Origin of the sequence: Pseudomonas parakoreensis (assembly GCF_021602155.1) — a bacterium.
In the GTDB taxonomy this organism is placed as follows: domain Bacteria; phylum Pseudomonadota; class Gammaproteobacteria; order Pseudomonadales; family Pseudomonadaceae; genus Aquipseudomonas; species Aquipseudomonas parakoreensis.
This window is the reverse complement of record NZ_BQHY01000015.1, coordinates 29,570-43,981: the sequence shown is the minus strand read 5'-3', so window position 1 is coordinate 43,981 and position 14,412 is coordinate 29,570. Positions and strand designations below refer to the sequence as shown.

At 61.3% G+C, this 14,412-nt stretch carries 12 protein-coding genes; 3 read left to right on the top strand and 9 right to left on the bottom strand.

Annotation, left to right across the window (positions count from 1 at the left end; all coding sequences use genetic code 11):
* The first annotated feature begins 262 nt into the window (after positions 1-262).
* The 3 genes from L6D63_RS21770 (at position 263) to L6D63_RS21760 (ending at position 3,727) form a co-directional block, all read left to right on the top strand.
* A complete protein-coding gene (locus L6D63_RS21770; protein ID WP_027612176.1) occupies positions 263-484 on the top strand; it encodes a hypothetical protein in 222 nt (73 codons plus the stop codon).
* Positions 485-681: 197 nt separating this feature from the next.
* Positions 682-1,998, top strand: coding sequence for an OprD family porin (locus tag L6D63_RS21765; RefSeq protein WP_131671073.1), 1,317 nt, complete (start codon positions 682-684; stop codon positions 1,996-1,998).
* 220 nt (positions 1,999-2,218) lie between these two features.
* On the top strand, positions 2,219-3,727 hold the full coding sequence (locus tag L6D63_RS21760) for a sensor domain-containing diguanylate cyclase (protein WP_131671072.1): 1,509 nt from the start codon (positions 2,219-2,221) through the stop codon (positions 3,725-3,727).
* A gap of 203 nt (positions 3,728-3,930) precedes the next feature.
* Here L6D63_RS21760 and lpxC read toward each other — a convergent pair whose 3' ends face one another.
* The 9 genes from lpxC to murD form a co-directional block, all read right to left on the bottom strand.
* Positions 3,931-4,842 carry a UDP-3-O-acyl-N-acetylglucosamine deacetylase gene (lpxC, locus tag L6D63_RS21755; RefSeq protein WP_007961638.1) on the bottom strand — a complete coding sequence of 304 codons (912 nt, stop codon included), beginning with the start codon at positions 4,840-4,842 and terminating at the stop codon, positions 3,931-3,933.
* Between the two features lie 112 nt (positions 4,843-4,954).
* Positions 4,955-6,151 (bottom strand): cell division protein FtsZ, encoded by a 1,197-nt coding sequence (gene ftsZ / locus L6D63_RS21750; protein WP_003228013.1) that lies wholly within the window; start codon positions 6,149-6,151, stop codon positions 4,955-4,957.
* Positions 6,152-6,219: 68 nt separating this feature from the next.
* Positions 6,220-7,479: a cell division protein FtsA gene (gene ftsA / locus L6D63_RS21745; RefSeq protein ID WP_003228014.1), complete on the bottom strand. Its 1,260-nt coding sequence runs from the start codon at positions 7,477-7,479 to the stop codon at positions 6,220-6,222.
* 15 nt (positions 7,480-7,494) lie between these two features.
* The gene (locus L6D63_RS21740; protein ID WP_041073143.1) at positions 7,495-8,361 is read right to left on the bottom strand and encodes a cell division protein FtsQ/DivIB; all 867 of its coding nucleotides are present in this window, start codon (positions 8,359-8,361) and stop codon (positions 7,495-7,497) included.
* 4 nt (positions 8,362-8,365) lie between these two features.
* Positions 8,366-9,340 carry a D-alanine--D-alanine ligase gene (locus L6D63_RS21735; RefSeq protein ID WP_047296412.1) on the bottom strand — a complete coding sequence of 325 codons (975 nt, stop codon included), beginning with the start codon at positions 9,338-9,340 and terminating at the stop codon, positions 8,366-8,368.
* Positions 9,337-10,797 (bottom strand): UDP-N-acetylmuramate--L-alanine ligase, encoded by a 1,461-nt coding sequence (gene murC / locus L6D63_RS21730; protein ID WP_007961634.1) that lies wholly within the window; start codon positions 10,795-10,797, stop codon positions 9,337-9,339. The genes L6D63_RS21735 and murC overlap by 4 nt, the downstream gene beginning before the upstream one ends.
* Positions 10,790-11,860, bottom strand: a complete 1,071-nt coding sequence (gene murG / locus L6D63_RS21725) for an undecaprenyldiphospho-muramoylpentapeptide beta-N-acetylglucosaminyltransferase (RefSeq protein ID WP_047296414.1) — start codon at positions 11,858-11,860, stop codon at positions 10,790-10,792. The genes murC and murG overlap by 8 nt, the downstream gene beginning before the upstream one ends.
* A complete protein-coding gene (ftsW, locus tag L6D63_RS21720; RefSeq protein ID WP_003228018.1) occupies positions 11,850-13,067 on the bottom strand; it encodes a putative lipid II flippase FtsW in 1,218 nt (405 codons plus the stop codon). The genes murG and ftsW overlap by 11 nt, the downstream gene beginning before the upstream one ends.
* Positions 13,064-14,410: a UDP-N-acetylmuramoyl-L-alanine--D-glutamate ligase gene (gene murD / locus L6D63_RS21715; RefSeq protein WP_131671071.1), complete on the bottom strand. Its 1,347-nt coding sequence runs from the start codon at positions 14,408-14,410 to the stop codon at positions 13,064-13,066. The genes ftsW and murD overlap by 4 nt, the downstream gene beginning before the upstream one ends.
* Positions 14,411-14,412 lie beyond the last annotated feature (2 nt).

Here is a 14,412-nt window from a genome sequence, read left to right as displayed (position 1 = left end):
GGGGATTCATCCCCGATGGGTTGCGAAGCGACCCCAAAATCAGCAATCGCGATCTTCCTGACACAACCAGTACAAAGGATTGAGGGCTGCTTCGCAGCCCATCGGGGATGAATCCCCTCGCCACAAGGAATGGCGTTCACCCGTGGTTGATCTTTGCTTTTGCTGTAACAGTCATTTATGAAAATCACGCTGTTTCCCAACGCTCGGCAACCTTATCTTTGCCCGCACCAAACAGCACTTGCCAAGCAAGAAGGTTTTCAAGATGTCCAACAGTATGGGTATTGCCAGCGCTTTCGTTTTGTCCTCATTGATCCTGTCGCCAATGGCGATGGCTGAAGAATCGCAGGCGTTCGTCGCGCAGAATGCTGCTCGCGCTCACGCCTTCGAACAATCTCAGGCAGAAGTGATGGCCAAGTCGCAAGACGCCTCGCAAGCCCCACAGGCCGCCACTTCCCAGGCTCAAGCGGCCGAGAAAGACAGCTGAGTCGCGCACCGCGAAACATTTCCCTCGACGCGGTTGTTTGGCTCTTCCCGTTCAACCGTCGTCCTTCCAGGCCGCTGCCTTTTCAGCGGCCTTTTTTCGTTGTGGTCTGAAAGCCGTTTGGTTCGTCTGTAACAACAAGAAACATCCCGCACCTCAAGACATTGAAGTGTCAGTTGACCCAAGGAGCTCCATCGCAAGTGCGTTACCCAGTCAGCTTCACCCCGCTGTTCATTGCAATTGCCGCAACGATTGCCCCCGCCGCCCATGCCGACGAAGCCGCCAGGGAAGGTTTCGTCGACGGCTCGAGCCTCAACCTCAACGCTCGCAACTACTACATGAATCGCAACCGCCTGCAGCAGACGGACGATAACATCGAGTGGGGTCAGGGTTTTCTCGGGATCTTCCAGTCGGGTTATACCGAAGGCACGGTCGGCTTCGGCATCGATGCCCACGCCATGCTCGGGCTGAAGCTCGACGGCGGTGGCGGTACCGATGGCTCGAGCATCCTGCCGATCAGTGATGGCAACGGCAAAGCGCCGGGCTCGTTCTCGACCGCAGGTGGCACGTTGAAAATGCGCGCGTTCGATACCGAGTTAAAGGCCGGTGACCTGTTCCTCACCAACCCGGTGATTGCCGGCGGTGAATCGCGCATGTTGCCGCAGACCTTTCGTGGCGTCAGCCTGACCAACCACAGCTTCGACGGCTGGATGTTCGAAGGTGGCCAGGCCAGTTTTACCAAGCCGTATAACCAGAGCGGTCGCCAGCGCATCGGCACCTCGTACGGCAAACTCGCCGAGGGCGACGAAAGCCGCCACCTGAACTGGGCCGGCGTGTCCTGGAGCGGCGTCGAGGGCCTGACCAGCAATCTGTATGCCGCTGAACTGAAGGACATCTGGAACCAGTACTACTACGACCTGGATTACACGTGGCAGTTGAACGATCTGGTCAGCCTCAACCCGGGCCTGCACTTCTATCACACGCAGGACACCGGCGACACGCTGCTGGGCGACATCGACAACAACACCTACAGCCTGCATTTCACCGTCGGCATCGGCAACCACAGCGTCACCGCTGCGTACCAGCGCGTGAACGGCAACACACCGTTCGACTACATCAGCCAGGGTGATAGCGTTTACCTCGACAACTCGCAGCAGTACTCGGACTTCAACGGCCCCAACGAGCGCTCGTGGAAGCTCAAGTACGCCTACGACTTCGCCGGTCTCGGTCTGCCGGGTCTGACGTCGGCGGTTTCCTATTCGCGTGGCACCGTGGACCTGACCAAGGTCGATCCGGACAGCAAGGGCTATGCCTCGTGGTACAGCGCTGACGGTCGCAACGCCAAGCACTGGGAACGCGACCTCGATCTGAAATACGTGGTACAGAGCGGCCAGGCGAAAGATCTCGCGGTGCGCCTGCAATGGGCAACCAACCGTGGCGGCAACGGCTACGGCGCGATCGATACCGACACCGATGAATACCGTGTGATTGTCGACTACCCGATCAACGTCTTCTAAGATCACCTCTAGCTCAGTAACAACTGATCCTTTTTTGAATGGAATAGATTTTGTGGCGAGGGGATTTATCCCCGATGGGCTGCGCAGCAGACCCTTTTTTGGGGCCGCTTCGCAGCCCATCGGGGATAAATCCCCTCCCCACAGTAGATCTGTTTTAGTGTTATCCCCCGCAGTGTTTGTGCAACTAAGCTTATAAGATCCCCCAACTGATAACCCCATCATGATCGCGAGCCGTACCCCACCTCTGGCGGGCAAGCCCGGACGCCCCGAATTGCTGCTGATCTGCGGCAGTTCGCTGACCGTGATCGCGATTCTGTGCATCGTCACTTTTTTGCTGATTCGTGAGCACGCCAACGCTCAGGAAGCGGCCACCCGCAGTGCCACCACCATCGCCCAGTTGATCGACGCCGACGTCCTGCGCACGGTCGAGTTGTACGACCTGACCCTGCAAGGCCTGATCGCCGCCGCCCAGCGCGATGACTTGCGCGACGTCACCCCGCAGATTCGCCATCTGGCGCTGTTCGACCGTTCGACCACCGCGCGTTTCAAGGGCGACATCCTCCTGCTGGACAAGCATGGCGATGTGGTTGCCGACTCATCGCGGATCGAACCCAAACCAGGCAACTTCGCCGATCGCGATTACTTCCTTGCCCACGCCTTCAACCGCGATACCGGCATGTTCATCAGTCGCCCGTTCAAGACCCGCTGCGATTGCGACGACGCCAATCAGTGGCGCATCAGCTTCAGTCGGCGGATCTCCTCGGAAACCGGCGAATTCGCCGGAGTGGCGGTGGCGTCGATGAAACTCGACTACTTCGATCAGTTGTTCAACAGCCTCGACATCGGCAAAGACAGCACCCTGAACATCATCAACAGCGACGGCGTGCTGCTGGCGCAGAAGCCGCATCTGCAAAACGACTCCATCGGCAAGAGCTTCGGCAACCGACCCAACGTGGTACGGATTCTCGGCGACGAGGATGGCAGCGGCAGTTTCACCAGCACTTCGAGCATGGACCACCAGCAACGGCTTTACACCTATTCGCGGGTCGGCAACTTGCCGCTGACGGTGATGGTCGCGCTCTCCAGTGATGAGGTGTTCGGCACTTGGCGGCGCACGGCGCTGTTGGTCAGTGGTGCCACCGGCGTGCTGTGTGCCGGGCTGCTGTGGCTGACCTGGCTGCTCGCTCGCGAGCTGCGCTTGCGCCAGCGCGCCGAACGCGAACTGGCGCAACTGGCTGCCACCGATGCGCTGACCGGCGTGGCCAACCGGCGGATGCTCGATCAGTCGCTGCGCCACGAATGGTTCCGCGCCCAGCGTTCGGGCAAGCCGCTGTCGGTGATGATGATCGATGCCGACCACTTCAAGGCGTTCAACGACCGTCACGGGCATCAGGCCGGCGACCAGGCGCTACGCGAACTGGCCAAGGTGATCACGGCGAACGTGCGCCGCCCCGGCGATCTGGTCGCCCGTTACGGCGGCGAAGAGTTCTCGGTGATTCTCGCCGAGACCGACAGCAGCGGTGCCCGGCAAATTGCTGAACACATTCGTCAGGCGGTGGAGCAGATGCCGAAGGTCGACGGCGCGGACGTGGCAATGACCGTCAGTATCGGTATCAGCACCTGGACATCGGCAGTCGAGATGTCACTGGAGCAACTGCTGTTTGCGGCGGACAAGGCGCTGTATCAGGCCAAAGAAGGTGGGCGCAATCGGGTGGTGGTGGCGGCCTGAAACCTCGAGGTGCTGGCGCTGGCCCAATCGCTGGCGAGCCAGCTCCCACATGGGTCTGTGGGGTGCTGCAGATTTGAGATCAACAAAGAACCTGTGGGAGCTGGCTTGCCAGCGATTGGGCCAGTGCAGGCAACACAAAAACCGCAGGCATAAAAAAAGGCCATCCGAGGATGGCCTTCAAAAAACTAGAGAGGTTTTTTTACTTACACTGCCGCAACCGGGCGCATGTAAGAGATCGGTGCAGTGCTGGCGTCTTCGAACGTCACGACTTCCCAAGCATCTGTCTGCTCAATCAACTTGCGCAGCAGCTGGTTGTTCAGTGCATGACCGGACTTGAAGCCTTTGAACTCACCAATCAGGCTGTTACCCAGCAGGTACAGGTCGCCAATCGCATCGAGGATCTTGTGCTTCACGAATTCGTCTTCGTAGCGAAGGCCGTCTTCGTTCAGTACACCATCGGAATCCACCACGATCGCGTTTTCAACGCTGCCGCCGAGTGCGAGGTTGTGCTTGCGCAGGTACTCGATGTCACTCATGAAACCGAAAGTACGGGCGCGGCTGACTTCTTTTACGAACGAAGTGCTGGAAAAATCCACGCTTGCACTCTGGGTGCGGTCCCGGAAAACCGGGTGATCGAAATCGATCTCGAAGCTCACCTTGAACCCTTCGAAAGGGACGAAAGTGGCGCGCTTGTCGCCGTCTTCCACTGTCACTTCACGCAGGATGCGGATGAATTTCTTGGCGGCGTCCTGCTCTTCCAGGCCAGCCGATTGAATCAGGAATACGAACGGTCCAGCGCTGCCATCCATGATCGGGACTTCGGACGCGGAGAGCTCGACGTAGGCGTTATCGATGCCCAGGCCAGCCATGGCCGAGAGCAAGTGCTCTACCGTGTCCACTTTGACGTCGCCGTTGATCAGCGTCGTCGACATAGTGGTTTCACCGACGTTTTCCGCGCGGGCAGGAATCTGCACCACAGGGTCGAGGTCAGCGCGACAAAACACAATGCCAGTGTCGACAGGCGCAGGCTTGAGGGTCAGGTAGACCTTCTCCCCGGAATGCAGGCCTACACCTGTGGCACGGATAATATTTTTCAGTGTGCGTTGTTTAATCATGGCTTGGGCCGCTTCAGCGCAAATTGCGAACTGGTATCAACAAAGGCTGGCGATAATAGCAGACCGAGCCTTTGCTGAACACCAATCACCGTCATAGCCCTGATACATTCCATCAATCGGCCTGACGACGCAGGAATGCCGGGATGTCCAGGTAATCCAGATCGTCCTGCGGGTTCATCTTCGCGGCAGTCGCAGCACCGGCCTGAGCCTGGTTGCGCATGACGGTCGGACGGTCCAGGTCACGGTAGTTCACCGCCGGAGCTTCCTGACGCGCAGGAGCCGGTTGTTGCACCTGAGCGGAAGCCATGGAGGTGTGAACGGTGTTGTCGATGACCTTCACAGGCTTCTCGATTTTCGCGCCCAGACCGGTGGCAACCACGGTAACGTGCAGTTCGTCGCGCATGTCCGGATCGATCACGGTACCGACCTTGACCATCGCGTGCTCGGAAGCGAAGGCTTCGATGATGCTACCCACGTCGGAATACTCACCCAGGGACAGGTCAGGACCGGCGGTGATGTTCACCAGGATGCCGCGTGCGCCTTGCAGGTTCACGTCTTCCAGCAGCGGGTTACGGATGGCCGCTTCGGTCGCTTCACGTGCACGGTTCGGACCGCTGGCGCAGCCAGTGCCCATCATCGCCATGCCCATTTCGCTCATCACGGTACGCACGTCGGCGAAGTCGACGTTGATCATGCCCGGACGCTTGATGATGTCGGAGATACCGCGCACGGCACCGGCCAGTACGTCGTCAGCCTTGGCGAAAGCCGACAGCAGGCTGGCGTCTTTGCCGAGAATGGTCAGCAGCTTCTCGTTCGGAATGGTGATCAGCGAATCGACGCTTTCGGAGAGCATGCGGATGCCTTCGTCGGCGATCTGCATACGCTTGCGGCCTTCGAACGGGAACGGACGGGTCACGACCGCAACGGTCAGGATGCCCATTTCCTTGGCCACTTCGGCGATGATCGGCGCAGCACCGGTACCGGTACCGCCGCCCATGCCAGTGGTGATGAACACCATGTTGGTGCCGGCCAGCACTTCAGCGATGCGCTCGCGATCTTCCAGCGCAGCCTGACGGCCGACTTCCGGGTTGGCGCCGGCGCCCAGGCCTTTGGTCACACCGGTGCCCAGTTGCAGAATGGTGCGCGCGCCGATGTTTTTCAGCGCTTGAGCATCAGTGTTGGCGCAGATGAATTCAACGCCTTCGATGTTGCTCTTGACCATGTGGTTGACAGCGTTGCCGCCGCCACCGCCAACACCGATAACTTTGATTACCGGGCTTGCGGGGATGTTGTCTACGAGTTCGAACATTTTCCCTCTCCTTACATTCTCTAGTTTTTTCGCCTACTGCATTTTTGTAGCGGTGTTGCGGTAAAGCTTTAGAAGTTGCCTTGAACCCACTTCTTCAATCGGTCCAGCAACGGCGCCTGTGGCTCATCGTTGCTGTAGCTGTCGCGGCTGCCGATGCCCGAGAACGAGATCCCGTCGGACTGCTTCTGCAGGCCGTACATCAGCAAGCCAACGCCAGTGGAATAAATGGGGTTGCGCACCACGTCATCCAGCCCCTTCACGCCGTGCGGCACGCCCAGGCGCACCGGCATGTGGAAGATTTCTTCGGCCAGCTCGGTGGCACCTTCCATCTTCGAGGTACCACCGGTCAGGACGATGCCCGCCGGGATCAGGTCTTCGTAGCCGCTGCGACGCAGTTCGGCCTGGATCAGGGTGAACAGTTCGTCGTAACGCGGCTCGACCACCTCGGCCAGGGCCTGACGCGACAGTTCGCGCGGCGGACGGTCGCCAACGCTTGGCACCTTGATGGTTTCGCCGGCACCGGCCAGTTTGGCCAGGGCACAGGCGTAGCGGATCTTGATCTCTTCGGCGTACTGGGTCGGGGTGCGCAACGCCATGGCGATGTCGTTGGTCACCTGATCACCGGCAATCGGGATCACCGCGGTGTGGCGGATCGCGCCTTCGGTGAAGATCGCGATGTCGGTGGTGCCGCCGCCGATGTCGACCAGGCACACGCCCAGCTCTTTTTCGTCGTCGGTCAGTACCGAGTAGGCCGAGGCCAGTTGCTCGAGAATGATGTCGTCGATTTCCAGACCGCAGCGACGCACGCACTTTTCAATGTTCTGTGCGGCGTTGACGGCGCAGGTGACCACATGAACCTTGGCTTCCAGACGCACACCGGACATGCCCAGAGGCTCGCGGACGCCTTCCTGGTTATCGATCACGTAATCCTGCGGCAGTGTGTGCAGCACGCGCTGGTCGGCCGGGATCGCCACGGCCTGGGCAGCGTCAAGTACACGCTCCAGGTCAGCCGAGCTCACTTCGCGGTCACGAATCGCTACGATGCCGTGGGAGTTCAGGCTGCGGATGTGATTGCCGGCCACGCCGACGAACGCCGAGTGAATGCGGCAGCCCGCCATCAGTTGGGCTTCTTCGATCGCGCGCTGGATCGATTGCACGGTCGACTCGATGTTCACCACCACGCCCTTCTTCAGGCCGCGGGACGGGTGAGTACCGATACCGACGATTTCCAGCGTGCCGTCGTCCGCGACCTCGCCTACCAGCGCCACCACCTTGGAGGTGCCGATATCCAGACCGACGATCATTTTGCCGCTTTGCACGTTTGCCATGGGTCCTGCCTCTTCTTAATTCTTTGCGACAGCGGGTTGGGCTGTCGTCGGCGCTACTGGTTCCCGCCAGCCAACAGCGAGGCCGTTGGCGTAGCGCAGATCGATGCGCGCAATGTTCGTAATCTGGTCTTTAAGCGTCTTGTCATAGATGGCAATGAAGCGGCGCATCTTTTCCACCAGGTTGCCGCGTCCCAGCAGCAACTCGATGCCGGGGCCGGAGCTGCCGGCACCGGTGGTCAGGAACCAGCTGCCACGTTCACGCAGTTCCAGGCGCGCGATCGAGAAACCCAGCGGCCGGAGCATCTGGCTCAGCACCTGATATTGCTGCATCACTTGCTGCTGGGCCCGTTGTGGGCCGAACAGCTGTGGCAGGTGTTCGTAATTCGCCAGTTCCTTGGGCGTGAACGCCTGGCCCTGGTTGTTGAGCAGCGATTCGTCGCCCCAACGGGCCACGGGCAGTTGCTCTTCCAGGCGGATCACCACCTGGTCCGGCCACACCCGGCGTACTTCGGCGTGGGCAATCCAGGGCATCTGCTCAAGCTCGGTGCGCATGCCGGCCAGATCAATGGTGAAGAAGCTCGACGCCACGTACGGGGCGATTCGCTGCTGCACCGCTTGCTGACTGATGTAGCTCAGGTCGCCCTGCACCGCGATCTTGGTGATCGGCCGGTCGGCATACGGCAGCAAACGCTGCGCGCCTTCGTAGGTACCGAACCCCAACGCCACCAGCAGCACTGGCCAGAACAGGCTTTTCAGAAAGCCGAAATTGGCTTTCGGCAGGCGCGCAGACATCGGCTCTTTGGCCACCATTCGGCTGGCACCCCGCGGCACCGGCTTGCGGCCGGGTGCGGGTGGCTGATGTCTGAGCTGAGCGCCTTGCATGGTCTTAACCTCGCGCCTCTGTGTGACCGGAGCCTTCAACACTGGCGGCCAGAATGGCCAGAACCAGTTGCTGGAAGTCCAGACCGGCAGCACGGGCCGCCATCGGCACCAGGCTGTGATCGGTCATGCCCGGTGCGGTGTTCACTTCCAGGAACCAGAACTGCCCGTCGGCGTCCTGCATCACGTCCGCCCTGCCCCAACCGGCAATACCCAGCGCCTCACAGGCCTTGGCCGTGAGATCCATGAGTTCCTGTTCCTTGACGGCATCCAGCCCGCACGGAATGCGGTACTGGGTATCGTTGGCGATGTACTTGGCGTCGTAGTCGTAGAACGTGTGCGGTGTACCCAGGGCGATAGGAGGCAACACCTGGTCACGCAGGGTGGCGATGGTGAACTCCGGACCTTGAATCCATTGCTCCACCAAGACTTGCGAATCGTAGGTACTGGCCGCTTTCCATGCGTCGATCAACTCGGACGCAGAACTCACTTTGGCCATCCCGATACTTGAACCTTCATGCGCCGGTTTGACGATCAAAGGGAAGCCCAGTTCCGTCGCCGCGGAAATACAATCGGCTTCGCTGCACAGCACGGCGTGACGCGGCGTCGGAATTCCGAGGCTGTGCCAGACCTGCTTGGTGCGCAGTTTGTCCATCGCCAGTGCTGAAGCGAGGATGCCGCTGCCGGTGTAGGGAATGCCGGCGCACTCGAGCAGGCCCTGCATCGAGCCATCTTCGCCGCCACGACCGTGGAGAATGATGAACGCACGGTCGATCTTTTCGCTCAGCAGACGCTGCAGAAAATCCTCGCCGACGTCGATCCCGAACGCGTCCACACCCGCGCTTTGCAGCGCATCGAGCACAGCGTTACCGGACTTCAGCGAAACCTCACGCTCGGCACTCATGCCACCGAACAGCACGGCGACCCGGCCGAAGTCTTTCGGCGCGATGGTGGAGAACAGGTTGGCGTAGGCAGCAGTCATTTCAACTTCCCCTCGACCGACGCCGCCACGGCGCCGGCGAACAATTCACTTTTCAACAGTTTCGGCGCGAGACCGCCGATATCCCCGGCGCCCTGGCACAGCAGGATGTCGCCGGCGCGCAGCAACGGCTTGACCAGCGGCGCGAGGTCGACACCGCGCTCGATGTAGATCGGGTCGAGCTGACCGCGCTGACGGATGCTGTTGCACAACTTGCGGCTGTCCGCGCCCGGGATCGGCTCTTCGCCGGCCGGATAGACTTCCATCAGCAGCAGCACGTTGGCATCGGCCAGTACATTGACGAAATCGTCATACAGATCACGGGTGCGGCTATAACGATGCGGCTGGTAAACCATCACCAGACGGCGCTCCGGCCAGCCACCGCGCACGGCTTTGATCACCGCCGCGACTTCGGTCGGGTGGTGACCGTAGTCATCGACCAGCATCACGTTGCCGCCGTCCACCGGCAGTTCGCCGTAGACCTGGAAGCGTCGGCCAACGCCCTGGAACCCGGACAGGCCCTGAACGATGGCTTCGTCACTGACGCCTTCGTCGGTGGCGATGCAGATGGTCGCCAGCGAGTTGAGCACGTTGTGGTTGCCCGGCATGTTCACGGAAACATCCAGCGGCTCGCGGTCAGGACGCAGCACGGTGAAGAAGGTCTGCATGCCTTGCTGGCGTACATTGATCGCGCGCACGTCGGCGTCTTCGCTGAAGCCGTAGGTCACGGTCGGACGCTTGACCAGCGGCAGGATTTCACGCACCACCGGATCGTCCAGGCACATCACGGCCAGACCGTAGAACGGCAGGTTGTGCAGGAACTCGACGAAAGTTTTCTTCAGTTTGTTGAAGTCACCGTCGTAGGTCGCCATGTGGTCGGCGTCGATGTTGGTCACCACCGCCACCAGCGGTTGCAGGTGCAGGAAGCTCGCATCGCTTTCGTCGGCTTCGGCGATCAGGTAGCGGCTGGTGCCGAGCTGGGCATTGGTGCCCGCCGCATTCAGACGGCCACCGATGACGAAGGTCGGATCCAGGCCACCGGCGGCGAACACCGAAGCGATCAGGCTGGTGGTCGTGGTTTTGCCATGAGTACCGGCGACGGCAATGCCGTGGCGGTAGCGCATCAGCTCGGCGAGCATCTCGGCACGCGGTACCACCGGGATACGACGCTCAAGGGCGGTCGCCACTTCCGGGTTGGAGGTGTTCACAGCGCTGGAGACCACCAGTACGTCGGCGGTGGCAGCGTTCTCGGCACGGTGGCCGATATAGATGTGCGCGCCGAACGATTCCAGACGCTCGGTCACCGGCGAAGCCTTCAGGTCGGAACCGGACACTTCATAGCCCAGGTTCAACAACACTTCAGCGATGCCGCACATGCCCACGCCGCCGATACCGACGAAGTGGATACGACGGATGCGGCGCATTTCCGGTTGTGGCATGGCTTTCTGATTCTCAACCATGGGCCACCTCCAGGCAGGTATCGACCACGCTGCGGGTGGCATCGGGTTTGGCCAGACGGCGGGCCGCTTGGGCCATTTCTTCGAGTCGTTGCGGTTGCATCAAGACCTCTGTCAGGCGCGCGGCAAGGTCCGCGGCACCAGTCGTTCTTTGCGGCATCACGAAGGCAGCGCCTTCACGGGCCAAATAATCGGCGTTGCGGGTCTGGTGATCGTCGATCGCGTGGGGCAAAGGCACCAGCATCGAGGGCAGACCAACGGCGGCCAGCTCACTGATGGTCAGCGCGCCAGCGCGGCACACCACCAGGTCAGCCCAGCCATAGGCCTGGGCCATGTCTTTGATGAACGGCTGCACCTGCGCATCCACGCCGGCGGCGCGATAGCGCTCTGCAGTCACTTCATCGTGGTTTTTGCCGGCCTGATGAAACACGTCCGGACGCAAATCGGCAGGGACTTGCGCCAGGGCTTCAGGCAGCAACTTGTTCAACGGTTCTGCGCCCAGGCTTCCGCCGAGGATCAGCAAACGCGCTTTGCGCCCGGCCAGAGCCGGTCGCGATGTTTCGAGGAACAGCTCGCTGCGCACCGGGTTTCCGGTGGTACGGCGGCTGTCCGACAGAGTAAAGGTGTCGGGGAACGCTTCACACACCCGGGCGGCGAACGGCACCAGCAACCGATTGGCGGTGCCGGCCACGGCGTTCTGCTCGTGAACGATCACTGGCACACCGGCCAGTTTCGCGGCGATACCGCCAGGCCCGGTCACATAACCACCGAAGCCGACCACGCAGACTGGACGCAGCTTGCGAATCACCGCCCGCGCCTGCCACACCGACTTGAGCAGCATGAACGGTGCCTTGAGCAGCGACAGCTTGCCCTTGCCACGCAAACCCGTGGCATTGATCCGGTGCAGTTCAAGACCTGCAGCCGGCACCAGATCGTTTTCGATCCCGCGTGGCGTGCCGAGCCAGTGCACGGTGTAACCGCGTGCCTGGAATTCGCGGGCACAGGACAGCGCCGGAAACACGTGGCCGCCGGTGCCGCCGGCCATGATCAATACGTTAGCGCCCATGGTTCGGCTCCTCGGCGAAGTCGCTCTCATGGAATTCCATCTCTTCACTGCCCAGGTGGGTCCGACTCTCCCACTCGATCCTCAGCAACAGGCCAAGGCAGGCGCAGCAGATCACCAGGGAACTGCCGCCATAACTGAGGAACGGTAGCGTCAGGCCCTTGGTCGGCAACAGGCCGACGTTCACCCCGATGTTGATCAAAAACTGACCGATCCACAGGAACGACAGGCCGTAAGCCACATAAGCGGCGAAGAACTGCTTGGCTTTCTCCGCCCACAGACCGATGTACATGCCGCGAATACACACGAAGACGAACAGCGCCACGGTGCACAGCGAACCGACGGCGCCCAGCTCTTCGGCCAGCACCGAGAATACGAAGTCGGTGTGCGCTTCCGGCAGGTAAAACTGTTTCTGCACGCTGTTGCCCAGGCCGACGCCCAGCCACTCACCGCGACCGAAGGCGATCAACGCCTGCGACAACTGATAACCGGCGCCGAACTGATCGGCCCACGGGTCGGCGAAGTTGGTCAGACGCGCCATTCGATAAGGCTGCATCTGAATCAGCAAGACCACCGCCCCGACTGCCAGCACCACCATCAGCGAGAAGCGGAACAGCCCGACTCCGCCAAGGAACAGCATCGCCGCCGCAGCCCCCATCATTACCACGGTGGCACCGAAGTCCGGCTCCATCAGCAACAGGCCCGCCATCGGCAGCAGCACGATGAACGGCTTGAAGAAACCCATCCAGCTCTCGCGCACTTCTTTCTGCCGACGCACCAGATAACCGGCGAGGTAAATCACCACAAAGACTTTGGCGATCTCGGACGGCTGCACGTTGAAGAAGCTGAAACCGATCCAGCGCATCGAACCGTTCACTTCACGGCCGATCCCGGGGACGATCACCATCACCAGCAGACCGAATGCACCGATCAGCATCATCCAACCCAGACGCTGCCAGGTGGCAATCGGAATCATCATGGTGATGATGCAGGCACCCAGGCCCAGCGCCACATAGATCAGGTGGCGAATCATGTAGTACAGCGCGCTGCCCGACTGCGCCGCCGCCACTTCGGTGGAAGCCGAGGCGATCATGATCAGGCCCAGGCCCAGCAGCGCCAGGCAGCCGGCGAGCATCGGGAAGTCGAGGTCGATGCCACGGCCGGTAATGATCGGCGACGGGTACGGCTTGATGATATTGCGCAGGCTCATGCCAGATCCTCCACGGCGCGGACGAACTGGTGACCACGGTCTTCGTAATTCTTGAACATGTCGAAACTGGCGCAGGCCGGCGACAGCAGCACCACGTCACCCGGTTGGGCGACCGCGCGGCATTGCGCAACGGCGTCGACCAGCGAAGTGGCGCGAATCAGCGGCACGGCGTCACCGATGGCTGCGCCGATCTTGTCGGAGTCGCGGCCCATCAGGATCACGGCGCGGCAGTTGGCCGCCACCGGATCGCGCAAGTCGTTGAACTCGGCACCCTTGCCGTCGCCACCGGCGATCAGCACGACCTTGCCGTCGATGTCCGCACCGAGGCCTTCGATGGCGGCCAGCGCGGCGCCGACGTTGGTGGCCTTGGAATCGTTGTAGTAACCGACGCCGTCGAGATCACGCACCCACTGGCAGCGGTGTTCGAGGCCGGTGAAGTTACGCAAGGCATCAAGCATGGCGTCGAACGGCAGGCCGACCGCATGTCCCAGTGCCAGTGCCGCGAGGGCATTGGCCTGGTTATGCGCACCGCGCACTTTCAGTTCGCGCACCGGCATCAGGTTCTGGAATTCGAAGGCCAGGTATTTCTCGCCGTCCTCTTCGCGCAGGCCAAAAGCCTTGAAATCGGGTTTGTTCAGGCCGAAGGTCCAGCACGGCTGGCCCTCGCCGATCAGCGGACGGCTGAGCGCGTCCTGACGGTTGACCACGAACTGCTTCGCGCCACGGAAGATCCGGTGCTTGGCCAGGTGATAGGCCGGCAGGCCGCTGTAGCGGTCCATGTGGTCTTCGCTGATGTTCAACACGGTAGCCACTTCAGCGTTGAGCTGGTCGGTGGTTTCCAGCTGAAAACTCGACAGTTCCATCACGTACAGCTCGACGTCGTCGCTGAGCAGGTCCAGCGCCGGCGTGCCGAGATTGCCGCCCACCGCGACGCGTTTGCCGGCCGCAGCCGCCATCTCGCCGACCAGGGTGGTGACGGTGCTTTTCGCGTTGGAACCGGTGATGGCCACGATCGGCGCCCGCGCGTTACGCGCGAACAGCTCGATATCGCCGGACATTTTCACGCCACGGGCGGCAGCGGCTTGCAGGGCCGGGGTCGCCAGCGCCAGACCGGGACTCACGTAGAGCTCGTCGGCGCGGCACAGGAATTCGACGTCCAGCTCGCCACAACGCACTTCCACGTGCGGATAGTCACGCTTGAGCGTGGCCAGTTCCGGTGGATTGTCCCGCGTGTCGGCAACGGCAAACGACACGCCCCGGTTCGCCAGGAAGCGAACCAGGGACATGCCGCTCTTGCCGAGGCCGACAACGATGCGGAAGTGGTCAGAAGCGATCAGAGACACTC

Bases quoted from the DNA above. Each gene is read 5' to 3' on its own strand.
- murG (WP_047296414.1), bottom strand. From the start codon at position 11,860: ATGGGCGCTAACGTATTGATCATGGCCGGCGGCACCGGCGGCCACGTG.
- ftsA (WP_003228014.1), bottom strand. From the start codon at position 7,479: ATGGCAAACGTGCAAAGCGGCAAAATGATCGTCGGTCTGGATATCGGC.
- lpxC (WP_007961638.1), bottom strand. From the start codon at position 4,842: ATGATTAAACAACGCACACTGAAAAATATTATCCGTGCCACAGGTGTA.
- ftsZ (WP_003228013.1), bottom strand. From the start codon at position 6,151: ATGTTCGAACTCGTAGACAACATCCCCGCAAGCCCGGTAATCAAAGTT.
- L6D63_RS21740 (WP_041073143.1), bottom strand. From the start codon at position 8,361: ATGCAAGGCGCTCAGCTCAGACATCAGCCACCCGCACCCGGCCGCAAG.
- ftsW (WP_003228018.1), bottom strand. From the start codon at position 13,067: ATGAGCCTGCGCAATATCATCAAGCCGTACCCGTCGCCGATCATTACC.
- L6D63_RS21760 (WP_131671072.1), top strand. From the start codon at position 2,219: ATGATCGCGAGCCGTACCCCACCTCTGGCGGGCAAGCCCGGACGCCCC.
- L6D63_RS21735 (WP_047296412.1), bottom strand. From the start codon at position 9,340: ATGACTGCTGCCTACGCCAACCTGTTCTCCACCATCGCGCCGAAAGAC.
- L6D63_RS21770 (WP_027612176.1), top strand. From the start codon at position 263: ATGTCCAACAGTATGGGTATTGCCAGCGCTTTCGTTTTGTCCTCATTG.
- murC (WP_007961634.1), bottom strand. From the start codon at position 10,797: ATGGTTGAGAATCAGAAAGCCATGCCACAACCGGAAATGCGCCGCATC.